28 protein-coding genes are annotated in these 24,575 nt (G+C 66.5%); 19 read left to right on the top strand and 9 right to left on the bottom strand.

Features of this window, described 5'->3' with window-relative positions; genetic code table 11:
• Window positions 1-13 precede the first annotated feature (13 nt).
• Together QXK92_RS17820 and QXK92_RS17815 are read right to left on the bottom strand one after the other, a co-directional pair.
• Complete coding sequence (locus QXK92_RS17820) at window positions 14-1,117, bottom strand: DUF1214 domain-containing protein (protein ID WP_306243362.1); 1,104 nt, start codon at window positions 1,115-1,117, stop codon at window positions 14-16.
• Entirely contained in the window at window positions 1,114-1,686 is a 573-nt protein-coding gene (locus QXK92_RS17815) for a TetR/AcrR family transcriptional regulator (protein WP_306243361.1), read from the bottom strand. The genes QXK92_RS17820 and QXK92_RS17815 overlap by 4 nt, the downstream gene beginning before the upstream one ends.
• A gap of 100 nt (window positions 1,687-1,786) precedes the next feature.
• Between QXK92_RS17815 and QXK92_RS17810 the strand changes: the two genes are divergently transcribed.
• Both QXK92_RS17810 and QXK92_RS17805 read left to right on the top strand, forming a co-directional pair.
• Entirely contained in the window at window positions 1,787-2,950 is a 1,164-nt protein-coding gene (locus QXK92_RS17810; RefSeq protein ID WP_371934563.1) for a sulfotransferase, read from the top strand.
• Between the two features lie 11 nt (window positions 2,951-2,961).
• The gene (locus QXK92_RS17805; protein ID WP_306243358.1) at window positions 2,962-3,849 is read left to right on the top strand and encodes an alpha/beta fold hydrolase; all 888 of its coding nucleotides are present in this window, start codon (window positions 2,962-2,964) and stop codon (window positions 3,847-3,849) included.
• Here QXK92_RS17805 and QXK92_RS17800 read toward each other — a convergent pair.
• The 3 genes from QXK92_RS17800 to QXK92_RS17790 all read right to left on the bottom strand — a co-directional run bounded on the left by QXK92_RS17800 (window position 3,839) and on the right by QXK92_RS17790 (window position 5,817).
• A complete protein-coding gene (locus QXK92_RS17800) occupies window positions 3,839-4,882 on the bottom strand; it encodes a zinc-binding dehydrogenase (protein ID WP_306243356.1) in 1,044 nt (347 codons plus the stop codon). The two genes, QXK92_RS17805 and QXK92_RS17800, sit on opposite strands and share 11 nt — an antisense overlap.
• Window positions 4,879-5,091: a molybdopterin-binding protein gene (locus QXK92_RS17795; RefSeq protein WP_306243355.1), complete on the bottom strand. Its 213-nt coding sequence runs from the start codon at window positions 5,089-5,091 to the stop codon at window positions 4,879-4,881. The genes QXK92_RS17800 and QXK92_RS17795 overlap by 4 nt, the downstream gene beginning before the upstream one ends.
• A 126-nt stretch (window positions 5,092-5,217) precedes the next feature.
• A complete protein-coding gene (locus tag QXK92_RS17790) occupies window positions 5,218-5,817 on the bottom strand; it encodes a TetR/AcrR family transcriptional regulator (protein ID WP_306243353.1) in 600 nt (199 codons plus the stop codon).
• Window positions 5,818-5,933: 116 nt separating this feature from the next.
• On the opposite strand from QXK92_RS17790, the gene QXK92_RS17785 reads away from it, so the two are divergent.
• A complete protein-coding gene (locus QXK92_RS17785) occupies window positions 5,934-7,274 on the top strand; it encodes a cytochrome P450 (protein WP_306243351.1) in 1,341 nt (446 codons plus the stop codon).
• Here the strand turns inward: QXK92_RS17785 and msrA are convergent.
• The gene (gene msrA / locus QXK92_RS17780; protein WP_306243349.1) at window positions 7,264-7,779 is read right to left on the bottom strand and encodes a peptide-methionine (S)-S-oxide reductase MsrA; all 516 of its coding nucleotides are present in this window, start codon (window positions 7,777-7,779) and stop codon (window positions 7,264-7,266) included. The genes QXK92_RS17785 and msrA overlap by 11 nt on opposite strands.
• 72 nt (window positions 7,780-7,851) lie before the next feature.
• Here msrA and QXK92_RS17775 point away from each other — a divergent pair, with 72 nt between their 5' ends.
• From QXK92_RS17775 to QXK92_RS17760, 4 genes are read left to right on the top strand one after another with little or no spacing between them, the layout of a single operon-like run.
• Window positions 7,852-8,358 (top strand): nuclear transport factor 2 family protein, encoded by a 507-nt coding sequence (locus tag QXK92_RS17775; RefSeq protein WP_306243347.1) that lies wholly within the window; start codon window positions 7,852-7,854, stop codon window positions 8,356-8,358.
• On the top strand, window positions 8,355-9,371 hold the full coding sequence (locus QXK92_RS17770) for an NAD-dependent epimerase/dehydratase family protein (RefSeq protein ID WP_306243345.1): 1,017 nt from the start codon (window positions 8,355-8,357) through the stop codon (window positions 9,369-9,371). Before QXK92_RS17775 ends, QXK92_RS17770 begins: the two co-directional genes overlap by 4 nt.
• A gap of 10 nt (window positions 9,372-9,381) precedes the next feature.
• Window positions 9,382-10,197 (top strand): class I SAM-dependent methyltransferase, encoded by an 816-nt coding sequence (locus QXK92_RS17765; protein WP_306243343.1) that lies wholly within the window; start codon window positions 9,382-9,384, stop codon window positions 10,195-10,197.
• A 36-nt stretch (window positions 10,198-10,233) separates the two neighbouring features.
• On the top strand, window positions 10,234-10,608 hold the full coding sequence (locus QXK92_RS17760; RefSeq protein WP_306243341.1) for a DUF427 domain-containing protein: 375 nt from the start codon (window positions 10,234-10,236) through the stop codon (window positions 10,606-10,608).
• A gap of 4 nt (window positions 10,609-10,612) precedes the next feature.
• On the opposite strand, the gene QXK92_RS17755 is transcribed toward QXK92_RS17760, so the two are convergent.
• Window positions 10,613-10,996: a nuclear transport factor 2 family protein gene (locus tag QXK92_RS17755; RefSeq protein WP_306243339.1), complete on the bottom strand. Its 384-nt coding sequence runs from the start codon at window positions 10,994-10,996 to the stop codon at window positions 10,613-10,615.
• A 97-nt stretch (window positions 10,997-11,093) separates the two neighbouring features.
• Here QXK92_RS17755 and QXK92_RS17750 point away from each other — a divergent pair, with 97 nt between their 5' ends.
• Both QXK92_RS17750 and dps read left to right on the top strand, forming a co-directional pair.
• A complete protein-coding gene (locus QXK92_RS17750) occupies window positions 11,094-12,005 on the top strand; it encodes a DNA-3-methyladenine glycosylase (protein WP_306243337.1) in 912 nt (303 codons plus the stop codon).
• Between the two features lie 78 nt (window positions 12,006-12,083).
• Entirely contained in the window at window positions 12,084-12,623 is a 540-nt protein-coding gene (dps, locus tag QXK92_RS17745) for a DNA starvation/stationary phase protection protein Dps (RefSeq protein WP_306243336.1), read from the top strand.
• Window positions 12,624-12,682: 59 nt separating this feature from the next.
• Here the strand turns inward: dps and QXK92_RS17740 are convergent, their stop codons facing one another.
• Window positions 12,683-14,110: a chloride channel protein gene (locus QXK92_RS17740; protein ID WP_306243334.1), complete on the bottom strand. Its 1,428-nt coding sequence runs from the start codon at window positions 14,108-14,110 to the stop codon at window positions 12,683-12,685.
• A gap of 86 nt (window positions 14,111-14,196) precedes the next feature.
• Between QXK92_RS17740 and QXK92_RS17735 the strand changes: the two genes are divergently transcribed.
• The 10 genes from QXK92_RS17735 (at window position 14,197) to QXK92_RS17690 (ending at window position 22,609) form a co-directional block, all read left to right on the top strand.
• Window positions 14,197-15,168, top strand: a complete 972-nt coding sequence (locus tag QXK92_RS17735) for a pirin family protein (RefSeq protein WP_306243333.1) — start codon at window positions 14,197-14,199, stop codon at window positions 15,166-15,168.
• A gap of 2 nt (window positions 15,169-15,170) precedes the next feature.
• A complete protein-coding gene (locus QXK92_RS17730) occupies window positions 15,171-15,806 on the top strand; it encodes a TetR/AcrR family transcriptional regulator (RefSeq protein WP_306243331.1) in 636 nt (211 codons plus the stop codon).
• A gap of 63 nt (window positions 15,807-15,869) precedes the next feature.
• Window positions 15,870-16,799 carry a class I SAM-dependent methyltransferase gene (locus QXK92_RS17725; RefSeq protein WP_306243329.1) on the top strand — a complete coding sequence of 310 codons (930 nt, stop codon included), beginning with the start codon at window positions 15,870-15,872 and terminating at the stop codon, window positions 16,797-16,799.
• A gap of 5 nt (window positions 16,800-16,804) precedes the next feature.
• On the top strand, window positions 16,805-17,737 hold the full coding sequence (locus QXK92_RS17720) for a class I SAM-dependent methyltransferase (protein ID WP_306244509.1): 933 nt from the start codon (window positions 16,805-16,807) through the stop codon (window positions 17,735-17,737).
• A gap of 278 nt (window positions 17,738-18,015) precedes the next feature.
• Entirely contained in the window at window positions 18,016-19,458 is a 1,443-nt protein-coding gene (locus QXK92_RS17715; protein WP_306243327.1) for an aldehyde dehydrogenase family protein, read from the top strand.
• Window positions 19,459-19,535: 77 nt separating this feature from the next.
• On the top strand, window positions 19,536-20,396 hold the full coding sequence (locus tag QXK92_RS17710) for an SDR family NAD(P)-dependent oxidoreductase (RefSeq protein ID WP_306243325.1): 861 nt from the start codon (window positions 19,536-19,538) through the stop codon (window positions 20,394-20,396).
• Window positions 20,397-20,401: 5 nt separating this feature from the next.
• Window positions 20,402-21,370 (top strand): NADPH:quinone oxidoreductase family protein, encoded by a 969-nt coding sequence (locus QXK92_RS17705; RefSeq protein WP_306243323.1) that lies wholly within the window; start codon window positions 20,402-20,404, stop codon window positions 21,368-21,370.
• 53 nt (window positions 21,371-21,423) lie between these two features.
• On the top strand, window positions 21,424-21,840 hold the full coding sequence (locus QXK92_RS17700) for a cupin domain-containing protein (protein ID WP_306243321.1): 417 nt from the start codon (window positions 21,424-21,426) through the stop codon (window positions 21,838-21,840).
• 78 nt (window positions 21,841-21,918) lie between these two features.
• Entirely contained in the window at window positions 21,919-22,299 is a 381-nt protein-coding gene (locus QXK92_RS17695; RefSeq protein WP_306243319.1) for a PPOX class F420-dependent oxidoreductase, read from the top strand.
• Window positions 22,300-22,315: 16 nt separating this feature from the next.
• A complete protein-coding gene (locus QXK92_RS17690) occupies window positions 22,316-22,609 on the top strand; it encodes a DUF427 domain-containing protein (RefSeq protein ID WP_306243317.1) in 294 nt (97 codons plus the stop codon).
• Window positions 22,610-22,645: 36 nt separating this feature from the next.
• Here QXK92_RS17690 and QXK92_RS17685 read toward each other — a convergent pair whose 3' ends face one another.
• Window positions 22,646-24,430 (bottom strand): PE-PPE domain-containing protein, encoded by a 1,785-nt coding sequence (locus QXK92_RS17685; protein WP_306243315.1) that lies wholly within the window; start codon window positions 24,428-24,430, stop codon window positions 22,646-22,648.
• Window positions 24,431-24,575 lie beyond the last annotated feature (145 nt).

The raw sequence follows: 24,575 nt of genomic DNA, 5'->3' as shown, positions 1-24,575 counted from the left end.
GCTCGGCGAGGGGTCAAGCGGGCGTGGTCGGCGCCTCGGACACCTTGACCAGCTGTACCTCCGGACGCGCCGGTACCGAGTCGGCGAGGAACCAGCGGAACGCCAGGTTCCCGCGCGGATAGCCCAGTGTGGCCAGCGAATTGGGATGAGCCGTCCCCGCAGCCGACAAGACGATTGTCACCGACCCGTCAGCGTTCGGCACGGCGCTGTGCCCGTTGACCGAGCAGCGTGCGTCCGAAGCGCCGTAAGTGGCCATGAACTGGTTCCACACCACCATGTTCCAGAACCGGCACGGCGGCGGGCGGTGCGTGATGACCAGCGCCTCGTCCTCCCCGAGTACGAAACTGCCGTAGGCGTAGCAGGCATCGCGCGCCGACCAGCCGAAGTTGGCATCCGGAACCTGGTAGGGATCCGCGAATTCGTTTGCGGCGTGCGCGACTTCGTGGCCGAGTGCATGAGCGTCGTCGGCGCGCGTCCCGACCGGCAGCGGCACGATGGCGAACATGGTGCGCAACCACGTGGTTGCCGCGCGCAACCGGGCCGCGGTTTCTGAGTCGCCGTGCCGGATCGGTTCGGGCCCGTCGAGCGCCTCGATATTCCAGACGACGGGGCGGCCGGTCAGCGGGTCGGCCTGATAGTCGCGTGTCATCAGGGCCGCAGCGTCCGGCGTCGGTGGGAATTCGAAGGAGAAGTTGCCGTCGGCGTCGATGTCGAGGTCGGTGTCGCGGACGATCGCAACCACACGGTCCGACCAGGCGCCCGGTGACGGCTCGTTGTACGCCGTCACCGAAAAGTACACGCTGTCACCCTTATTGCCGCTGATGCGGTAACGGCGGTCCGGGTCGACCGGGCACATGTAGTAATAGGCGTCGGTATTGTCGCCGCCCCATCGGCGATCTCGCCGGAACGGGGTGTTCACCGCGACGAACTGCGGGCGACCCGGTTCCGGGAACAGGTAGCTGTCCAGCGCCACCCCGAGCGTCGCGCCGAGCATGCGGTACCCGTCGGCGACATGCCGGTCGTCTGTCACGGCACGATCGCCCTCGAGGAAGGAACGGTCAAGTTCGCCCAGGGTGGCGACCAGCTCTCGCCAGGCCGTCGTCGATTCGTGCGTCATGCGCCAATTCCTCTCAGCAGCAACGTCGTAGTGCGGTCGATCCAGGTGTCGTCGAGTTCCACTCGGGTGAGCAGGCCGAGCAGTGTCACGCCGGCCACCGCTTCGGCGAGCTCGGCGGCGGTCACGTCGGAGCGAACCTCGCCGCGTGCCGCAGCCTTCGCGAGCAGGTCGTGGAGCCCGCCGCCGATCAGGCCGGCGAAACGCTCCAGCAGCGCCGAATGCAGGGTGGGGTCTGCGGCCATCTCGCCGATGAGGCCGGGCAGTGCCGCCCTGGCGGCCGGAGTGCTCAGTACGTCCCTTGTGCGGCAGACCATTTCGCGCAGATCCTGGCGCAGCGAGCCGGTGTCGGGGATTTCGGTCGAGGCGCTGATCGGGAACACCGCTTCGTGCACGAGGTGCGCTTTGCTCGCCCAGCGCCGATAGATCGCGGGCTTACTGGTGCCGGCGCGCCCGGCGATCGCGGAGACCAGCAACCCCGGGTAACCCGTCTCGGCCAGCAACTCGACGGTGGCGCTCAGGACCGCCGCGTCGATGCGCGGATCGCGGGGCCGGCCAGACTCTTCTACCATTACGAAACTCAGAGTAACATAAGTCGCCGTGACCGAACCCGTTCGCTTGACAGACCTGGCCGAGCCCCGCTTCAGCGCTGAAGCGCAGCCCATCCTGGACATGATGGCCGCGTTGGCGCCCGACTGTCCGTTGGATGCTGAGGCGTTGTGCGCCAAAGCAAGTGCCGACACCGGGCTGCACGATTTCGGTCCGGCCGACTACCGGGAACGGCTCGACGTTTACCTATCCGCGTTGCGCGACATCGACGGACTGCACCCGGCCGGGGTGGTCAACTTCTATGGGCAGCTGCTGCAGTTGCTGAAGAACCGGCTGCTGCTGGCCGACCTGTTGCGCCGCCACCCCGAGATCAACGACATCGAACTGCGCTCGCCGGTGGTGATCGCCGGACTGCCGCGCACCGGCACCACTCACCTGCACAACCTGCTGGCCTCGGCGCCCACCTTCCGCACCATGCCCTACTGGGAGAGCAACGAACCCTTTCCGCTGCCGTCGGAAACCGGCACCGAGCCGGATCCGCGGCGCGCACGCATGGACGTTGCAGTCAGTGTGATCAACCTGGTGATGCCGCATTTCGCGCTCATGCATGAGATGACCACAGATCACGTCCACGAAGAAATCCAGCTGCTGGCCAACGACTTTTCGACGATGCTGTTCGAGACGCTGGCCCATGTTCCCGCCTGGCGTGACTACTACCAGTCCCACGATCAGACGCCGCACTACCACTATCTCGCCACCCAACTCAGGGCGATGCAGTTCCTGCGCGGCGGCGAGCGCTGGTTGTTGAAGTCGCCCCAGCATCTAGAACAGGTGCCGGTGCTCAATCGCGTTTTCCCGGACAGCATCGTCGTCTTCACCCACCGAGACCCGGTGCCGGTGGCGCTGTCGATGGTCGCGATGATCACCTATTCCGCGCGCATGCACCGCTCCCCGGTTCCGGTCGAGGAGATTGCCGGGTACTGGATCGACCGCCTCGAACAGATGCTCAATGCGCTGGTTCGGGATCGCGATGTGATCGGCCCGGACCGTACCGTCGACGTCCGCTTCGACGACTTCATGGCCGACGAACTCGGCACGGCCGAGCGGGTTTACGCGCTGGCCGGCGAACCCTTCATCGACGCGGCGCGCACGGCCATCAGCGGCTACCTGGCCGGTCATCAGCGCGGGCGGCTGGGCACCGTGGCCACGTCATACGAGATGTTCGGGCTCGCCGAAGACGACCTGCGAACCCGGTTCGCGCCCTACGTCGAGCGATTCCTGACGTAGGTTCTTTGACCATGACCATCTCCCTGCCCGTCCTCGAGGGCGTCGAACACCGGTTCATCGATGTCGGCGACGGTGTCACCATCCATGTCGCCGACGCCGGCCCGACCGACGGACCGGCCGTGATGCTGGTGCACGGCTTCCCCGAGAACTGGTGGGAGTGGCACGCGCTGATCGGCCCGCTGGCCGCCGATGGTTACCGGGTGCTGTGCCCCGACCTGCGCGGTGCGGGCTGGAGTTCCGCGCCACGGTCGACGTACACCAAGGACGAGATGGCCGGCGACCTGTTGGCGGTGCTGGACAAACTCGGCATCGCCACGGTCAAGCTCGCCGCGCACGACTGGGGCGGGCCGGTGGCCTTCATTCTTATGCTGCGCCACCCCGACCGGGTGACTGGCTTCTTCGGGATGAACACCGTCGCGCCCTGGGTGAAGCGCGATCTGTCGTCGGTCCGCAACATCTGGCGACTCTGGTACCAGATCCCGATCTCGCTTCCGGTGATCGGGCCGCGACTGCTCAGCGATCCCAAGGCGCGCTTCGCCCGTCTCCTGCTCGGCTGGGTCGGCGGCGGCTTCGCAATGCCCAACGAGGACATCCGGCTCTATATCGACTGCATGCGCCAGCCCGGGCACGCCGAGGCCGGGTCCCGGTGGTACCGGTCATTCCAGACCGGAGAGATGCTGCGCTGGATGCGAGGGGAATTCGATGACGCGCGGGTCGAGGTGCCGGTGCGCTGGCTCTCCGGTGTCGAGGACCCGGTGATCACGCCCGACCTGATCGACGGATATGCCGACCACATCACCGATTTCGAGGTCGAATTGGTTGAGGGCGTGGGCCACTGGATCGTCAGCCAGCGTCCCGATCTGGTGCTCGACAGGCTGCGCGCGTTTCTCAGGGCTTGACGAGGATCCTGATCGGGTTGCCCTCCTGGCGCTCCAGCATCTCGATGCCGGCGTGGATGTCCTGCAGCGGGATGACCTGGCTGATGGATCGCGAAAGATCAAGGCGCCCATAGGAAACCAGCTTGGCCAGGGTCTCGATGTCGACGTTCTGATAGCCGAGATGCCCGAGCGCCTGCTTGCGGCTCAGCCCGAACATCGCGGTGGGCCCGACGGTCGGTGACTCCGCGCTCATGCCCACGCCCACCATGCGGCCGCCGGCGGTCAGCGATTCCAGCGCCTGCTCGAACGTCACCTTCAGTCCGACGGCGTCGAACGCGACGTCCAGTTTCCGGCCGCCGGTGACCTCGGCGATCTTGTCCTGCAACTGGTCGTCTCGGGTGTCGAAGGCATAGTCGGCCCCGATTTCCAGCGCGCGGTCCAACACGGCCGGGTTGATGTCGAGGGCGATCACCGGCACCGCGCCTACCAGCTTGGCCAATTGGACGATATGGGTGCCGACCCCGCCGACGCCCCATACCCCGACCGATTCCCCGATCGCGACCTTGCCGGTCCGGACCACGGCGCCGAACGGCGTGGACACCGCGTCGGCCAGGATGGCGGCCTGCTCCAGCGGAACGTTGTCGGGTACCCGGGTCAGACCCACCGCCTGCGCCACCGTGTACTCGGCCCACGCGCCGTCATAGGCGAACGCCATCAACTGGATCCGCAGGCAGTTCGACAGGTCGCCGCGACGGCAGTTCGGACACGTCAGGCAGGGGCGCCCGGCCGCGACCACCACGCGGTCGCCCTCCGACCAGCCGGTCACGTCCGGCCCGAGTTTGGCGATGGTGCCCGAGGCTTCGTGGCCCTGGGTCACCACCGGCGCCTGGGCCGGGAACGTTCCGTTGATCAGGCTCAGGTCCGAGTGGCAGATCCCGCAGAACGCCACCTTGACCAGGACTTCGCCCGGCCCGGGCTCGGGGATGGGAACATCTTCCAGCACAACGCGTTTGGTGTCGGCGTAGAAGCGCTCGGCGCGCATGGTGGCCGTCATTCGACGCCGATCGTGACTTCGGTGGACTTTATGAATACCGTCGCCTGCTGGCCGACTTCGAGCCCGAGGTCGAGTGCGGCGTCTTTGGTGATCGACGACGTGACGATTTGATCGCCGCCGTCCAATCGGATCTTGACGATCGCCATGACACTGCCGAGGTTGACCTCGGTGACGGTGCCCTTCAGTTGATTGCGGGTGGAGAGGCGCATCGTTGGAGCGTAGCCCCGCCCCGGCGGTCGAGTGTGCGGGCACGGCGTCGAGTGTGCGTCCAGCACGGGATTCCCGCGCTGGTATCAGCGTAGAAGCACACTCAAATGCGTTGGAAGCAAGGCATTTCAGTGTCGCGGACCGAGCAGCGCAACGGAGGCGTCGACGGCCGGTTCGACGATCTCCCGCACCGGCCGGCCGTCCTCGACGGCCAGCGCCACCAACTCCCGCAAGCCCCCCACCAGGATCACTGCCAGCGGAACGGTCAGCGGCGGCAGGTTCGCGCGCTGAAATCCCGGACTCCCACTCAAATTAACCAGCAGGCCGGTCAGTAGCTCGAGTCCCTGACGCTGAACCGGGCGGGCGTAGTCGCCCAGCGAGGGCAGTTCGCGAATCCAGCTCAGCGTGATGGCCGGCCGGGACTCGATGTTGCCGACATAGCCCTCGACGGCCTGGCGGATCTGCTGATGCCAGTCGGCGTCGGGGTCGACCGCCATCCGGATGTCCTCGGCCAGGAGTTCGATCTCGGCCCGCAGCAAGTCGAGGAAACACTGTTCCTTGCTGGTGAACTGGTCGTAGAACGTGCGCTTGGAGGTACGGGCGTGCCGGACGATGTCGGCGACCGTCGTGGTGCGATACCCGCGTTCGCGGATCGACGCGGCCAGGCCGTCGAGCAGCCGCTGCCGGAACGGATCGGGTTGCGCCCCGTCTTCAGCCAGAGCGGTCACGGTCGGGCCCTTCGCTTGTCACCTTTGGTACCACAGAGTACCGTACAGGGAAAGCCCTTGGTACACCGCAGTACCAACCCTCGGTATGGGGGCATAACGTAGGGAGTCGCACTTCCGTGAGCCAAGCAATCGATGCCCGCGCAGTGTCCGAAGTCAAGCTGCCGCCGGCCACCCGTATCCCGAAGCTGTTGCAAGGCATGATCTTCGCGTTCTCGCGCAAGGGGATGCTGCGACGTGTGACCGAACGTTACGGCCCCGCCGTCACCATGCACATCCCGATGTACGGCCACATGGTGATGGTGTCGGATCCCCAGCTGGCCAAACAGGTCTTCACCACCAGCCCGGATGAACTCGGCAACATCCAGCCCAACCTCAGCCGGATGTTCGGGTCGGGATCGGTCTTCGGGCTCGAAGGTGACGACCACCGCCGTCGGCGCCGTCTGCTGGCGCCCCCCTTCCACGGCAAGAGCATGAAGAACTACGAGGCGATCATCGAGGAGGAGACGCTGCGCGAGGCTGCCGGCTGGCCGCAGGGGCAGTCGTTCGCGACGTTGCCGTCGATGATGCACATCACCCTGAACGCCATCCTGCGCGCGGTCTTCGGTGCCGAGGGAGCAGAACTCGACGAGTTGCGCACGATCATTCCGCCGTGGGTGACGCTGGGCTCCCGGCTCGCCGCGGTACCCAAGCCCAAGCGCGACTATGGTCGATTCAGTCCGTGGGGCAGGCTGTCGGAATTCCGGCAGAAGTATGACGTGGTCATCGACAAACTGATCGACCGGGAACGTTCAGATCCCAACTTCGCCGATCGCACCGACGTGCTGGCGTTGATGCTGCGCAGCACCTACGACGACGGCTCGGTGATGTCCCGCAAGGACATTGGCGACGAACTGCTGGCGCTGCTGGCCGCCGGACACGAAACCACCGCCTCGACGCTGGCGTGGGCCTTCGAGCGAATCACCCGCCACCCCGCGCTGCTGGCCGATCTCGTCGAAGAAGCCCGCAACGGCGGCAGTGAGCTGCGGCAGGCCACGATTCTCGAGGTGCAGCGGGCCCGGACGGTCATCGACCTCGCCGGCCGGCACGTCTACCCGGAGACCTACCGACTCGGTGAGTGGGTGATACCGCGTGGGTACTCGATCATCGTCAATATCGGCCGGATACACCAGAATCCGGACGTCTTCCCCGACCCCGGGCGCTTCGATCCGCAACGGTATATCGGTCACAAACCGCCCGCGTTCGCCTGGATCCCGTTCGGTGGCGGCACCAGGCGCTGCGTGGGCGCCGCATTCGCCAACATGGAGATGGACGTGGTGTTGCGAACGGTGCTGCGCCAGTTCGTCATCGAACCCACCACCGCGCCGGACGAGGCGTGGCACGGCCGGGGGGTGGCGTTCGTGCCGAAAGACGGCGGCCAAATTGTGGTCAGGCGCCTTCCTTCCGAAGCTACTGAGTAGCCTTGGCCCGTCGCGGCAGCTTCCAGCCCGGCCGCACGAAGTGGCAGGTGTAGCCGTTGGGGTAGCGCAGCAGGTAGTCCTGGTGCTCGGGTTCGGCCTCCCAGAAGTCGCCCGCGGGGCTGACCTCGGTGACCACCTTGCCCGGCCATAATCCGGACGCCTCGACGTCGGCGATGGTGTCCAGCGCCACCCGCTTCTGTTCGTCGTCCAGATAGAAGATCGCCGAGCGGTAGCTCATGCCGCGATCGTTGCCCTGGCGGTTTTTCGTGGTGGGGTCGTGGATCTGAAAAAAGAACTCCAACAGGGTGCGGTAGTCGGTGGCCGACGGGTCGAAGACGATCTCCACCGCCTCGGCATGGGTGCCGTGGTTGCGGTAAGTCGCGTTGGGCACGTCGCCACCGCTGTAGCCGACGCGGGTGGAGACCACACCGGGCTGCCTGCGGATCAGGTCCTGCATGCCCCAGAAGCAGCCACCCGCGAGGATGGCCTTTTGCGTGCTCGTCATTGCTGTCCTCCTAACCGGCCCGGGGCCGATAACGCCCCCAGGCTACACTCCGCCCGTGAGGTGTAACGGCTCGTGAGCGGCCCGGAATTCCCCAAAAGTGAACTGGCGGCGGCCTTCGCGCAGTTCGAACAGACCGTGGCCAGAGCCGCCGAAACGCACGACTGGGACGCCTGGGTGCAGCACTACACCCCCGATGTCGAATACATCGAGCACGCGGCCGGCACCATGCACGGGCGAGACGAGGTCCGCACCTGGATCAAGCGGACCATGACGGCATTCCCGGGCAGCCACATGGTGGAGTTCCCGTCACTGTGGTCGGTCATCGACGAACCGACCGGGCGGATCATCATGGAACTCGACAACCCGATGCGCGACCCGGGCGACGGCAGCGTGATCACCGCGACCAACATCTCGATCATCACCTACGCCGGCGACGGCCTGTGGCGCCGCCAGGAAGACATCTACAACCCGCTGCGCTTCGTGCAGGCCGCGCTGAAGTGGTGCCGCAAGGCGCAGGAATGCGGCAACCTCGACGACGACGCCGCCGCCTTCATGAAGCAATACGGGGGAGCGCAGTGAGCGGTAAGCCGAAACTGGTCATCGGTGCCAACGGTTTCCTCGGGTCGCACGTGACCCGCCTGCTGGTCGAGGACGGCCATGACGTGCGCGTGATGGTGCGGCCCACCGCCAACACCCGCGCGATCGACGACCTTGAGGTGACGAGGTTTCAGGGCGACATCTTCGACACCGCCACGGTGCGCGAAGCCATGGACGGGTGCGACGACGTCTACTACTGCGTGGTGGACACCCGCGCCTGGCTGCGCGACCCGGCTCCGCTGTTCCGCACCAACGTCGAGGGCTTGCGCAACGTGCTCGACGTCGCGAAAGAGCTTGATTTGCACCGGTTCGTCTTCACCAGCACGTATGCCTCGGTGGACCGCCGGCACGGTCACGTCGCCTCCGAAGCCGACCGGATCGGCGCACGTAAGGTCACCCCCTACGTCCAGTCGCGGGTGCAGGCCGAGGACCTGGTGATGCGCTACGTCGCCGACTACGGCCTGCCGGCCGTCGCGATGTGCGTCTCGACCACGTACGGCAGCGGCGACTGGGGTCGCACGCCGCACGGCGCCTTCATCGCCGGCGCCGTCTTCGGCAAGCTGCCGTTCCAGATGAGCGGCATCCAGCTGGAGGTGGTCGGCGTCGACGACGCGGCCCGGGCAATGATTCTGGCCGCCGAGCGCGGCCGCAACGGCGAGAAGTACCTGATCTCCGAACGCATGATGGCCCTGTCCGACGTGGTGCGCATCGCGGCCGACGAGGCCGGGGTCCGGCCACCGCAACGGTCGATACCGGTGCCGGTGCTCTATGCCCTGGGCGCGTTCGGCAGCCTGCGGGCCCGGCTGACCGGCAAGGACGCCGAACTGAGCCTCGACTCGGTGCGGATGATGCGGGCCGAAGCCCCGGTCGACCACAGCAAGGCGGTACGCGAACTGGGCTGGAAACCACGGCCGGTGGAGGAGTCGATCCGGGAGGCGGCCCGCTTCTGGGCCGGTATGCGAAAGGCCGCGAAGAAGGCTGCCGCACCCGAATAGGCTCGGGGTGATGGAACGTGTTCACGTGGACCTCCACGGGCCACCTCAGACCATGCTCGCGACGCTGTATGCCAAGGCGCTCGACGCCGACTCGCCCACGTCGATCCTGCACGACGAGTACGCGAAGGCGGCCGTGGCACGCATCGACTACGACTGGGCCGCAACGACTATCACCGCGCGGCGGGCCCCGTCGGTAGCGGTGCGCAGCGCCCATTTCGACAACTGGACCCGGCAGTTTCTGTCCGCCCATCCCGAGGCGACGGTGCTGCATGTCGGCTGCGGGCTGGATGCCAGGGTCCATCGGCTCGATCCAGGCCCGGGCGTGCGGTGGTACGACATCGACTACCCGGCGGTGATCGAGTTGTACGAGCGGCTCTATCCCCCTCGCGAGCACTGCCGCACGGTCGCGGCCTCGGTGACCGACCCGCAATGGCTCGCCGACATACCGGCCGACCGTCCCACCCTGTTCCTCGGCGAAGGTCTGACGATGTATCTGACCAAGGCCGACGGTCTGGCGCTGTTGCGCCGCGTGGTCGACCGATTCCCTTGCGGCGAACTGCAATTCGACGCGTTCAACACGTTCGGTATTCGCACGCAGGTGATCAACTCCGTGGTCCGCCGCTCCGGGTCGACCCTGCACTGGGGGATCGACGGACCGTCAGACATCCTCGATGCGGTTCCAGGTGTCCGGCTGGTGGCGTGGGAATCGGTGTTCGACAGCGACACCTTCGACCTGGTGCCCCCCGTGTTCAGGTGGATGGGCCGGATGATGGCGCGGGTGCCGGTGTTGCGGACGATGGCGCAGTATCACCGTTATGCCTACTGACGGGAATGCCGGCGCCCCGCCGGCGTTGCACTTCGCATGAGCCATCCGGAAATCAAAGAACCGAACGCAGGTCACCCGATCACGATCGAGCCGACGCAGGGCCGCGTCCAGGTACGCGTCAACGGTGAACTGGTCGCCGACACCACCGCCGCGCTGGGCTTGCAGGAGGCGACTTTACCTCTGGTGCAATACATTCCGTTGACGGATGTGGTGCAGGAGCGGATCACCAGGACCGACACCACCAGCTACTGCCCGTTCAAGGGTGAGGCCAGCTACTACAGCGTGACCACCTCGGCCGGCGACACCGTCAAGGACGCGATCTGGACCTACGAACAGCCCTACCCCGCGGTCGGGGCGATCGCCGGGCACGTCGCGTTCTATCCGAACAAAGCCGAGATCACCGTCGGCTAACAGGTCAGGGAAACACCCGCGCCAGCGCCTGGGTGTCGGTGTACTCGCGAAGTGACACGATCATGCCGTCGCGGGTGTCGAAGATGCAGACGAACGGGCTGTCGTACTCGGTGCCGTCGGCGGTGGCGCCGTAGACCTGCCCTTCGACCACCACCGTCTCGCCCTCGTTGACGCAGCGCCGCAGATCGATGTTGATCTCGAAGACCTGCTTGCGCCGTTCGACGACGCGCCGCAGGGTCTCCTTGTTCCACTCCTCACGCGTGATGATGGTCCAGTAGGTGAAGTCGTCGCTGAGCAGCTGGAAGCCTTCGTCGAGGTCTCCGCCCTCGCACATGCTCTGCAGGAACATCCATGCCAGTTCGGCCTGTGGGTCGTCGAAAGGCGTCATCACGGCAACATCACAGGCCCATCCTGTCTCGGCGGACAGTTGACGGTCAATCAACGCGGGCTTCGGTCGGTGCCGTGCGGTAGGAAGAGTCATCGAGGTGCAGACCACACGCGACGTCACGTTTCCCGGGGCCGGCGGCTTCGGGCATACCCTCGCGCCGCTGCGGCGAGGCCGCGGCGACCCCTGTTTCCGGGCCGGTGGCGACGGCTCCATTTGGCGGACGAGCCTGCTGCCCAGCGGGCCGGTCGCGGCGCGCATCACCCGCGTCGGTCGCGACACGGCCCGCTGCCAGGCCTGGGGTGCCGGTGCGACGGAGTTCGCCGAGTTGTTTCCGGCGATGCTCGGTGCCGAGGACGACGCGTCGGATTTCCAGCCGCAGGAGCCGACTGTGGCCGCCGCCCACCGCAAGGTGCCCCACCTGCGACTGGGGCGCACCGGTCAGGTGCTGGAAGCGCTGATCCCGGCAGTGATAGAGCAGCGGGTGCCCGGCGCCGACGCGTTCCGGGCCTGGCGGCTGCTGGTGACCAAGTACGGCACCCCGGCACCGGGGCCGGCACCGGACGGTATGCGGGTACTGCCGTCCGCGGACGCGTGGCGCTACATCCCGTCGTGGGAGTTTCACCGCGCCAACGTCGATCCGGGACGCGCCCAGACGGTGGTGGGGTGTGCGCGACGCGCGTCGTCGCTGGAACGGCTGGTGAGGTTGCCGCCGGAGCAGGCGCGGCAGGCGCTGATGTCGCTGCCGGGTGTCGGAGTGTGGACCGCGGCCGAGACCGCGCAGCGGGCGTTCGGTGACGCCGATGCACTGTCGGTCGGCGACTACCACGTCTCCAAGATGATCGGCTGGACGCTGATCGGACGCCCGCTCGACGACGCCGGCATGCTCGAGTTGCTGGAACCGATGCGGCCGCACCGGCACCGGGTGGTGCGGGTGTTGGAAGCCAGCGGCCTGGCCTACGAACCGCGACGCGGGCCTCGTCTGCCGGTGCAGCAGATCCATCCACTGTGACGTGGCTCAGGGTTAGCGCCTCCCTCACCGGGTACTCGCAGAAAGGACATCAAACGAAAGATTTCAGGGAGAAATCCAATGACGCAGTTCACGATTCCGGGGCTCAGCGACAAGCAGGGCGCGCGGCTCGCCGAAATCCTGCAGCGGCAGCTCAGCACCTACAACGACCTGCACTTGACGCTCAAGCACATCCACTGGAATGTGGTGGGCCCCAACTTCATTGGCGTGCACGAGATGATCGACCCGCAGGTAGACGCGGTGCGCGGCTACGCGGACGACGTGGCCGAGCGCATCGCGGCACTGGGCGCTTCGCCGAAGGGCACGCCGAACGCCATCATCAACGACCGGGACTGGGATGACTACTCGGTGGGGCGCGACACCGTCCAGGCCCACCTGGCCGCGCTCGACCTGGTCTACACCGGTGTCATCGAGGACATCCGCAAGGCCATCGACGAGACCGACGAACTCGACCAGGTCACCCAGGATCTGCTGATCGGGCAGGCCGGGCAATTGGAGAAGTTCCAGTGGTTCGTCCGTGCGCACCTGGAGAGCGCCGGCGGCAAGCTGGCCCACGAAGGCGCCACCTCGGAAAAGAGCGCCGCCGACGCGGCGCGGTAGCCACTCAAGGCAGACGCCCAACGTGAACTGACGGCGAGAAAATCGCGAAAATCTCGCCGTCAGTTCACGTTCGGCGCATCGCCCTGCGCGCGCTCGGCTTCGGCTGCCGCCCGATCGAGCCGCTGTGCCTCGTAGATCGTGACGTTGGTCCGCGACATCAGCAGCGCCGCGATGCCGACGGCCAGGATCGCACCAGGCACCACGGAGAATGACCCCGTCATCTCCGCGACCATGATCATGATCGCCAGCGGCGCACGCGCAACGCTGCCGAAACAGGTCATCATCCCGACGACGACGAAGATCCCCGGGTGCTCCGGCACACCGGGAAGTCCGGCCAGGTCGCCGAGACGCCAGATCGCCGCCCCCACGAAGGCGCCGATCACGATCCCGGGCCCGAACAGGCCGCCTGACCCGCCCGAGCCGATGGACAGGCACGTCGCGACGATCTTGGCGACCGGCAGGACGAGGATGATCCACAGCGGAATGGACATCAGTGAGTCGCGGTCGGCCGCCAGTTGGGCCCAGCCGTAACCACTGCCCAAGATCTGCGGAATCACCAATCCCAGCAGCCCGACCGCCAACCCGCCCGCCGCGGGCTTGAGGATCGGGCCACCCGGCAGCCGGCGCACGAGCGCGACGGTCGAGTGGAAGAACCTCGCATACAAGTAGCCCACTGCCGCCGCCACCACACCGAGCACCACGAACCACAGCAGTGGCCAGGCCCGCTCGAAGCGGTATTCAGCGTCGATGTAGCCGAAGAGTGGATCGAACCCGAGGAAGGACCCGAGCACCGCATAGGCCGTGCCGGAGGTGATGAAGCCGGGTATCAGGCTGCGGTAGTCGAAGTCGTCGCGATAGCTGATGGACGCGGCCAGGACCGCCCCGCCCAGCGGTGCGGCGAAGATGGCCCCGATACCCGCCCCGATGCCGAGTGCGACGGCTACCCGGCCGTCCTCATCGGACAGGCCCAGGCGGCGCGTGAGGAGCGAGGAGAAGCCGGCGGAAATCTGCGCCGTGGGGCCTTCGCGTCCGGCCGAGCCTCCGGAGCCGATGGTCAGCGCGCTGGCCACCAGTTTCACCAGGACGGCCCGGGCGCGGATGGCGCGGGGATCGGTGTGCACGGCCTCGATGGCCTCGTCGGTGCCGTGGCCCGTGGCCTCCGGTGCGAACTTGGCGACGACGAACGCCGAGAGCAGTGCACCGCCCGTCGTCACCAGGGGAATGGCCCACGGCCGGATGAACCCGTTCGACCCGCGCCGGCCCCCTTCGCCCAGCGGCGTAGGGACGTGATAGCCGGCGAGATAGCCGAGCAGGAATTCGCCGGTGTACGTGAGAGCCAGGTAGAAGACGACGGCGCCCAGGCCGGAGATGACCCCGATCGTGGTGCCCAGCAGAAACCACTTGGGCAGGTAGCCCGCGTTTCGGATGGAGGCGCCGAACCGGCCGCCGGCGGACTCAGGGGGCGCCTCGTTCGGCTCCTCCGGCATGTCCCGGAGGTTAGCAGCTCCGGGACACGGAATAAACGGACCGCGGTCCGGTTAATAGGGGTAACTCAAGTTGGAGGAGGCCCCACATGCCCGCTATCACCGCAGACACACTCGCCCTACCGAGGGTCAACCCGGCCGGGCCGGCGGATACCGAAAGGCCGGTCCGATCGGTCACCACCGGTCCCCGGGGCTATGAAGGACTGGGATTCCCGGTGGTCCGTGCCTTCGCCGGGGTCAGCACCGCCGCGCTGGACCCCTTCATCCACATGGATCAGATGGGTGAGGTGAACTACGAGCCAGGCGAGCCGCGCGGCACCGACTGGCACCCGCACCGCGGGTTCGAAACCGTCACCTACATGATCGACGGGAAGTTTGCCCATCAGGATTCCCACGGCGGCGGCGGCCTGATCGGTGACGGCGCGACGCAGTGGATGACGGCGGGATCCGGGATCCTGCACATCGAGACCCCGCCCGCCGAGATGGTCACCAGCGGAGGTGTCTTCCACGGCATTCAACTCTGGGTGAATCTGCCGAGGCGCGACAAGTTCGCCGCACCCCGGTACCAGGCCATCGAGGGCACCGACTCGGCATTGCTGTCCTCCGACGACGGTGGGGCGCTGATCCGTCTGATCGCCGGGGAGATCGACGGCCACTGTGGGCCGGGAGTGACACACACGCCGATCACCATGGCGCACGCGACGATCGAAAGCGGCGCTCGACTGAATGTGCCGTGGGGCCGCGACTTCAATGCCCTGGTGTACGTGCTCTCCGGACAGGGGTCGGTGGGCCCGGTCGGTCATCCCGTCAAGCAGGGTCAGCTGGCCGTGCTGGGGCCGGGGGACCGGATCACGGTGAGCGCACAACCGGACCGGGCGCAGCCGCTGGACGTGTTGCTGCTGGGTGGACGGCCCATCCGGGAGCCGGTGTTCCATTACGGGCCGTTCGTGATGAACACGCGCGCCGAGGTGATCGAGGCGCTGGAGGATTACCAAGCTGGCAAGTTCCGTAGCATCCCGCCGAACGCTCTGATGCCGCACCGTGGCGGTGGCACACTCTAGTAATGCCTCAACTGGCAAGTCGGGGACCCGGGCGTCCCCCCGCCGCAAAAGCAGATGACACACGAAAGCGCATCGTCAGGGCTGCGCGTCAAGTGTTCAGCGAACGTGGGTACGACGGAGCGACGTTCCAGGCGATCGCCGTGCGGGCCGATCTGACCCGCCCGGCGATCAACCACTACTTCCCCAGCAAGCGGGTGCTGTACACCGAAGTGGCCGACCGGACCAACGAACTCGTCGTCTTCGCGGGTATCGAACGGGCACGCTGCGCCTCGACCCTGGCCGGCCGGCTCGCCGCCTTCATCGCCGTCGCTTCGGAGGCTGATGCTCAAAATCCCAGCACCGCAGCATTTTTGAGTACGGCCGTACTGGAGTCGCAACGGCACCCCGAGTTGAGGCGGGACGACAACGACGCAATATCGATCACTCGGGAGTTCCTGGTCTCGGCGATCGACGACGCCATTGCCAGCGGTGAACTCGCCCCCGACACCGACGCGGCCGTGCTGGCCGAGGCACTGGTGATGATGTTGTGCGGTGTCGGGTTCTATGCCGGGTTCGTGGGCAGCTACTCCGAAGTGGAGAACATCCTGGGAACGCTGCAGCAGTTGATCGCCGGCACGCTGTGGCGGGCCCAGGTCTGATCCCGGTGACCTGACGCACAAAGCGTATAGGTTGCCTAACTTATTAGGTAGCATGGTCGGGTCATGACTGATCTGGACTCGCCCTCGCTACGGACAGCCGGCGACAGCTGGCACATCACCGAAAGTGTCGGCGCCACCGCGCTGGCGGTTGCCGCCTCCCGCGCGGTGGAGACCGCCGGACCCGACCCCCTGATTCGCGACGAGTTCGCCGCACTTCTGGTGTCCCCGGCAGGCCCGGGGTGGGCCCGGTTAGCCGACGCCGAGATGGAATGGCTCGACGGCGACGAGCACGGCCGGCGGATCCATCGCATCGGGTGCGACTATCAAGCGGTTCGCACCCACTACTTCGACGAGTTCTTCGAAACCGCCGCTTCTGCTGCGGGGGCCGGCATCCGGCAGGTCGTGATTCTCGCCGCGGGCCTGGACTCGCGGGCTTACCGACTGCAATGGCCCTCGGGCACAACGGTTTACGAGATTGACCAACCCAAGGTGCTGGAGTACAAGGCCGGGATTCTGAGTTCGCACGGCGCGCAGCCCGCGGCGACCAGGCGCGCCGTCGCGGTCGACCTTCGCGATGACTGGCCCGCCGCCCTGACCGGCGCCGGCTTCGACCCGGACCGCCCCACCGCATGGCTGGCCGAGGGTCTGCTGGCCTATCTGCCCAGCGATGCGCAGGACCGGCTTTTCGAGATGTGCACCGCGCTCAGCGCACCGGGCAGTCAGCTCGCCGTCGAGGCCTTCAACCTGAAGCTGACCGGTAACAAACAGCGGTGGAACCGGATGCGCGACCGGCTGGGTCTGGATGTCGACGTCGAGGCACTCACCTATCACGAGCCGCACCGCTCCGACCCTGCACAGTGGCTGGCCGAGCACGGCTGGCAAGTGCACAGTGTCGACAACCACCGGGAGATGGCTCGTTTGGGCCGGCCGGTACCGCAGGACCTGATCGATGAGGCCATCACCAGCAGATTGATCCGAGGAGTACGCGAATGAGCACGCTGCGCAGCCACGACGACACCTGGGACATCAGGACCAGCGTCGGAACCACCGCGGTGATGGTCGCCGCGGCCCGGGCGGTCGAGACCGAACAGCCCGACGCGCTGATCCGCGACCCGTACGCCAAGCTCCTGGTCACCAACGCCAACGCTGGTGTGCTGTGGGAGGCCATGCTGGATCCGGCTGTCGCGGCCAAGGTGGAGACGCTGGACGCCGAAGCTGCCGCCATGGTCCGGCACATGCGCGGCTATCAGGCGGTGCGGACCAATTTCTTCGACACGTTCTTCGCCGACGCCGTCGCCACCGGCATCCGCCAGGTGGTGATTCTGGCGTCCGGTCTGGACTCGCGCGCCTACCGGCTGGACTGGCCGGCCGGCACCACCGTCTACGAGATCGACCAACCGCAGGTACTCGAATACAAGTCCACGACCCTGGCCGACAACGGTGTGACTCCGTCGGCCGACCGCCGCGCGGTGGCCATTGACCTTCGGCAGGATTGGCCGGCCGCCTTGCGTGCGGCGGGTTTCGACCCGAGCGCGCGCACCGCGTGGCTGGCCGAGGGTCTGCTGATGTACCTGCCCGCGGAGGCGCAGGACAGGCTGTTCACCCTGGTCGGCGAGTTGAGCCCGCCGGGCAGCCGGATCGCCGCCGAGACGGCGGCGTCGCACGCCGACGAGCGGCGCGAGCAGATGCGGGAGCGGTTCAAGAAGATCGCCGAGGGGATCGGTCTGGAGGAGACGATCGACGTCGGCGAGCTCATGTACCGCGACGAGCATCGGGCGCCCGTCGCCGACTGGCTCAACGAGCACGGCTGGCGCGCCTCCGCCGTGAGCTCCGGCGACGAGATGCAGCGACTGGGGCGCTGGGTCGCCGAAGTGCCGATGGCCGACGACAAGGACGCCTTCTCCGAATTCGTGACGGCGGAGCGGCAGTAATGCGAGTCCCCGCTGATCCGGGACGAGTTCGCTGACCTGCTGGTCTCGACACCGACCAAATCGGTCACCGCCCGCGACGAGGCGATCCGCTTGGGCAGGCCACCGCAAGAAGAGCCAGGACCATTTCAGAACGGTTTCGTGGTCGCAATCAAGTCCTGACCGGATCTTTCCGGTTGCCGTCCTATTGCTGTCCGGGCCGGATGGCTAGGATCGCGGTTATCACCGATGAGCGACCGCGCGCGACCTGCTGCGGGCACCTCGGGGAAGGAAGGACAACGATGACCACCGATTCCCTGCCGAAAGCCGCCACCGGGCCCACCAACGGGCACGCGGCCACGCAACCGAGTGTCGCCGACACCGTGGCCCGGCTCCGCAAAACTTTCGCCACCGGGCGCACCCGCAGTTACGAGTGGCGCAAGCACCAGCTCGAGCAGCTGACGAAGCTGGTGGAGGAGAACGAGCCCGCCATCGCCGCCGCGCTGGCCGAGGACCTCGACCGCAACCACGTCGAGGCATTCATCGCCGACATCGCCACCACCGCCGGCGAGGCCAAGTATGCGGCCAAGAAGCTCAAGAAGTGGATGCGCCGCAAGTACCTGTTGCTGGAGGCGCCGCAGCTGCCCGGCCGGGGCTGGGTCGAGTACGAGCCGTACGGCACCGTGCTCATCATCGGTGCCTGGAATTACCCGTTCTACCTGACGCTGGGTCCCGCCGTCGGTGCGCTGGCCGCGGGCAACGCCGTCATCCTCAAGCCGTCGGAATTGGCCCCGGCGTCGTCGCACCTAATGGCCGAGCTGGTGCCGAAGTACCTGGACAAGGATGCGGTCGCGGTGATCGAGGGCGACGGCATGGTCAGCCAGGAGCTGATCGCGCAGGGGCTGGACCGCGTGATGTTCACCGGCGGCACCGAGATCGGGCGCAAGGTGTACGAGGGCGCGGCTCCGCACCTGACGCCGGTCACGCTGGAACTCGGCGGAAAGAGCCCGGTCGTGGTCGCGGCCGATGGCGACGTGGACGTCGCCGCCAAGCGCATCGCCTGGCTGAAGATCCTCAACGCCGGACAGACCTGCGTCGCACCCGACTACGTGCTGGCCGACGCGTCGATTCGCGACGAACTCGTCGACAAGATCGCCGCTTCCATCACCAAATTCCGTTCCAAGGACAACCAGGACGGCATGCGCATCGTCAACGAGCGCCAGTTCAACCGGTTGAGCGGTTACATCTCCGAGGCCGAGGCGGACGGCACGTCGAAGGTCGCCGTTGGCGGCAAGCGCGATGCGTCCAGCCTGCGGATCCAGCCGACCGTGGTCGTCGACCCCGCTCCGGACGGGTCGCTGATGCAGAACGAAATCTTCGGGCCGATCCTGCCGGTGCTGACCGTCAAGAACCTGGACGAGGCCATCGCCTTCATCAACGCCCGGCCCAAGCCGCTGTCGGCGTACCTGTTCACCAAGTCGAAGGCGACCCGCGAGCGGTTCATCAAAGAGGTGCCCGCCGGCGGCATGCTGATCAACCACCTCGCTTTCCAGGTGTCGACGGCCAAGCTGCCGTTCGGCGGTGTCGGATCGTCGGGAATGGGCGCCTACCACGGCAAGTGGGGCTTCGACGAGTTCAGCCACCGCAAGTCGGTGCTCACCAAGCCGACCCGCCCCGACTTCTCCGCCATGATCTACCCGCCGTACACCGAGCGGGCCTTCAAGCTGGCGCGCAAGCTGTTCTAGCCGCCGACTTCCGCCCTCGCCGGCACCAGGTCCCTGGTGCCGGCGCTCAACCCTGATAGCCACCAGAGAGGAAACTGATGCCCGGAGTGCAGGATCGCGTCGTCGTAGTTACCGGAGCCGGTGGGGGACTGGGCCGCGAGTACGCCCTCACCCTCGCCCGGGAGGGCGCCAGCGTGGTCGTCAACGACCTCGGCGGAGCCCGGGACGGCACGGGCGCCGGCTCGGCGATGGCCGACCAGGTGGTCGCCGAGATCCGGGACGGCGGGGGTCGCGCGGTCGCCAACTACGACAGCGTCGCCGAGGCGGACGGCGCCGCCAACATCATCAAGACCGCGCTCGACGAGTTCGGCGCCGTCCACGGTGTGGTGAGCAACGCCGGCATCCTGCGGGACGGCACCTTCCACAAGATGACGTCGGAGAACTGGGACGCCGTCCTCAAGGTGCACCTCTACGGCGGATACAACGTCATCCGCGCCGCGTGGCCGCACTTCCGCGAGCAGAGCTTCGGCCGGGTCGTGGTCGCCACCTCGACCAGCGGCCTGTTCGGCAACTTCGGCCAAACCAACTACGGCGCAGCCAAACTGGGCCTGGTGGGCCTGATCAACACGCTGGCGCTGGAGGGGGCCAAGTACAACATCCACTCCAACGCCGTGGCTCCGATCGCCGCGACCCGGATGACCGAGGACATCATGCCCAAGGAGGTGCTGGAGAAGCTGACGCCGGAGTTCGTCGCGCCGGTGGTGGCCTACCTGTGCACCGAGGAGAACGCCGACAACGGATCGGTGTTCGTCGTCGGCGGCGGCAAAGTGCAGCGCGTGGCGTTGTTCGGCAACGAGGGCGCCAACTTCGACAAGCCGCCCACGGTTCAGGATGTCGCGGACCACTGGGGTGAGATCACCGACCTCTCGGCGGCGACCAAAGCTGGATTCAAGCTCTAACTTTAATGAAAGCCGCTGTTGTTCAAGAGCTTTCCGGGCCAGCCGGCTTAGTCTATACAGACATCGACGACGTATCCGATGGCGGTGGCAACATCGTCATCGAGGTACGCGCCGCGGGCGTCTGCTTCCCGGACCTGCTGTTGACCAAGGGCAAATATCAACTGAAGCTGCCGCCGCCGTTCGTCCCCGGCATGGAATGTGCCGGGGTGGTGCGGTCGGCCCCAGCTGATTCGGGTTTCCGTGTGGGAGAACGGGTTTCGGCTTTCGGGGTGCTGGGCTGCTACGCCGAGCAGGTGGCCGTTCCGGTCTCGCACGTGATCCGCAGTCCCACCGAGCTCGACGACGCCGAAGCGGTGTCGCTGCTGGTCAACTACAACACCATGTACTTCGCGCTGTCCCGCCGCGCGGTGATGCGCCCCGGCCAGACGGTGCTGGTGCTCGGCGCCGCCGGTGGGGTGGGCACGGCCGCCGTCCAGATCGCCAAGGCGATGGGCGCGAGCCAGGTGATCGGGGTGGTGCACCGCGAAACCGCGATGGACTACGTCGCCGCGCTCGGTGCCGACCGGGTGCTGCACCTGACTGACGGCTGGGTGGAGCAGGTACACGAGTACACCAACGGCCAGGGCGTCGACATCGTCGTGGACCCGATCGGCGGCCGGACCTTCGACGACGCGATCCGCGCGCTGGCCATCGACGGCAAGCTGCTGGTCATCGGATTCGCCGCGGGCAGTGTCCCGACTCTGACGGTCAATCGCCTGTTGCTGCGCAACATCGGCGTGCTGGGCGTGGCGTGGGGGGAATACCTGAACAAGGTCCCCGGCTCGGCGGTGCTGTTCTCCTCGGGCCTCAACCAGTTGGTCTCGCTCGGGCTCAAACCGCCTCCGCCGCAGCGTTATCCGCTCTCGGAGGCCCGTGCCGCGCTGCAGTGTCTGGACGACGGCGGCGTGCTCGGCAAAGTCGTTCTGGAGCCTTAGGCTGCGCGTCCCTATTCTCTGTACCGGTATCTCTCACCGGAGGAGGACGGGCCATGCACGAACACGAGCCGGACATGCAGATCACTCATGAGGGAGAGCGCCCGGCCATGCCGGGGCCGGAACAATTCTTCACCGGCGATGTCACCATGAAGCAGCTGTTCGGGCCGGCGGGTTCCTCGAAATCCCATGCCGGACAGCTCACTTTCGCCGCGGGTGCGCGCAGCGTGTGGCACACGCACCCGGCGGGACAGCGGCTTATCGTGGTCGAGGGCACCGGCTGGGTGCAGCAGTGGGGTGGCGCCCGGCAGGAGATCAACCCCGGCGATGTCGTCTGGACCCCCGCCGGGATCAAACACTGGCACGGAGCCACCGACAGCTCGTCGATGACCCACATCGCCATTCAAGACGAAGTCGACGGGCGTTTCGTCGACTGGCTGGAGCAGGTCAGCGACGATCAGTACCTCGGCTGAGGATCATTGACCGGCAAGAGTGTCCGCTCCTAAACTGTCGCCACTCCGCTTCGTTCTTTAGCCAAAAGGAGCAAGCACATGGCGGTATTCACCGACACCGAACTCGAGTACTTGGCCAGTCAGCGCCTCGGCAGACTCGGGACGGTAACACCCAAAGGTTCCCCGCAAGTCCGGCCGGTGCGGTTCACCTACAACGCCGAACTGGGCACCATCGACATCGGCGGAAAGGCGATGGCGGGCAGCCGCAAACTGCGCAACGTGGAGAGCAATCCGCGGGTGTCCCTGGTGCTCGACGACCTCGCCAGCATCGATCCGTGGCGTCCGCGCGGTCTCGAAATTCGTGGGCAGGGCGAGGCGCTGTCGACCGACGGTGGCGCGATGATCCGCATCCATCCGCGGCGGGTCTTGGCGTGGGGCCTCGATCCGGAGTCGCCGAAACTGCAAGCCCGAAACGTGTGATCGGTTTGCTGGCAACATGATTCGAGCAGTGTGGAATGGCGCGGTACTGGCCGAGGCGCCGCGGACGGTTCGGGTGGAGGGCAATCACTACTTCCCGCCGGAGTCGTTGCGGCGGGAGTACTTCACCGACAGCAAGACCTCGACCCTGTGCCCGTGGAAGGGTGTTGCGCACTACTACGACGTGCGCGTCGACGGGGAAGTCAACGCCGACGCGGGTTGGTACTACCCGAAGCCGAGTCCGTTGGCGCGCAAGATCAAGAATCATGTCGCGTTCTGGCACGGCGTGCGGATCGAAGGCGAGGAGGAATAACGCCCGTTCTGCCCGGGCGCTACGTGTGACGGTGCTTCAGAACGCCGTTCCGAACGCGCCGACCGCCGTCGACGGCGGGGGCGCACCCGTCCACGCGCTGATGATCTGGGAGAGCGCGTGCTGGAAAACGCGGACCTCGAAGCCGGCGAACAGGGTTAACAGGCCGACATTGGCGGCCAGCGGTCCGCCGAGGGCATAGATGCTGCCGCCCAGCGGATCTCCGTCGGCGATCATCTCTGCCCCGGTCAGCATGATGTTGATGTTGTAGGAGGGCACGGAGGTCACCATCGCGTTGGCGACGTCCGCCGTCGGTAGCAACGTCGCCACGGCCGCCGAGGCCGACGTCGATATCCCGTTGGTGACGTAGTTGTTCGCCGCCTGTACGGACGCGATGAAACTGTCCGGCGAGGACAGCGTCGAGGACAACCCGTTGGCCAGGGTGGTGCCGCCGGTGTTGATCGACTGCAGGATTGTTGGCATATCCGGTACGGGAACGGCAGGTGGCGAGGCGATCATGGCCCTGATGTCGGCCGCGAAATCGCTAATCCCCTGCTGCGTCCCGGCACCCAAAGCCTGCGCGATCTCGAGTGGACTGACCGGAGGGATCACCCCGAAACCGGTGGGGACATTCGGTGGATCCGGCGACCAGCCCTGCGTCGTGCTTCCGTAGCCGAGATTGACGATGACACGCATGTTGGGCTCGATCAGCGAGGCCAGCGGATGGCCGATTACCGGGATAGCGCGAAGCGGAGACAGAATCGGCAGGTTTTCGGTGCGGATCATGTAGTAGTGCGTGGAGACGGGCCCGACCGTGTTCGTCAACTCCACGGCGGTACCCGCGGGCGGTACCGTCAGCTGCTCGGGGGACAGGAATGGGTAGCTGCCGTGCAACTCGATGATGCCCAGGAACGCGTTGATGTCGGACACGATATTGAGTGGGTACTGAGGGAAGTCGCCGAATCCGTCGTACTCCCTGGTAAAGATGTTGGTGGCAAAGGAATTGTCCGGCGTTGCCGTACCGAACAGGGTCAGTCCCAGACTGGGCAGGCTGAGTCCCGGGAATCGAGTCAGCAGGCCGCCGTTGGGGTTGGAGGGGTTGCCGACGAGCGTGAAGTTCAAGTTCGGTCCGGCTCCGAATACGTTGCCCGGATTGAGCGCCTTCATCTCCATCGAAGCTATGACCGAGCTCTGCGAATAGCCAAAGACGTTCACGTTGCTGCCGGCCGGCAGCCCGGCGAAGGCCTGATTGATCGCATTGTTGAGGATCGTCAAACCACGTGCCGCTGAGACGTCGAAGGTCAGGTCCTTGACGCCGGTCAGCGGATAGAGACCCTCCGGAGTGTTGATACCGATGTTGGGGCCACCGGGGAAGAAGGGGTCGATGTACAGCGGCGGGAGCCCTTGGATGTAGTCCTGAATCGGGATCGGATAGCCACTGGCGCCCATGACGAGGGTGACGGCGGCCGCCGGAGCGGTGGCCATGCTGGTCAGCAGAGACCGGAACGGCGAAATTTCTGAATAGAGCACGCCTGCAAAGGCATTGGCGATTTCGGTCTCCAGGTAGGCGAGCCCACCAGCTGTCAGGCCCCGGGCGAAGTTGGCGTGAAATTCCGCCGCCCGCCCCATCAGCAGCTGACACTCCCGGCCGTATGTGTCGAAGAATTTCGCGATTGCGGCCGACACCTCGTCGGCCGCCGCGGCCGCGAAGCCGACCGTCTCGGCGGCTGCGCCGGCGTTTGCCGCGACGACCGCACCGCGAACGTTTGCCAGATCTGCCACGGCCGCGGCGATGAGGTCCGGTTCCACACTCAGATACGTCATCGGCCAATCCTTCGCATCGGCGACCTATGTCGACGGCGCCACACGTCATCTCGCCGGCACGGCCGATAGGCGTCAGCCTACATTGACGTCCGCGTAAGTATCGCGATTCGGCGGATGGATCCGAACATCTACCTCAGGAACTCAA

Origin of the sequence: Mycobacterium sp. TY815 (assembly GCF_030755135.1) — a bacterium.
Lineage (GTDB): Bacteria > Actinomycetota > Actinomycetes > Mycobacteriales > Mycobacteriaceae > Mycobacterium.
The sequence above is the reverse complement of the archived record's forward strand: the minus strand, read 5'-3'. Positions and strand labels throughout refer to the sequence as shown.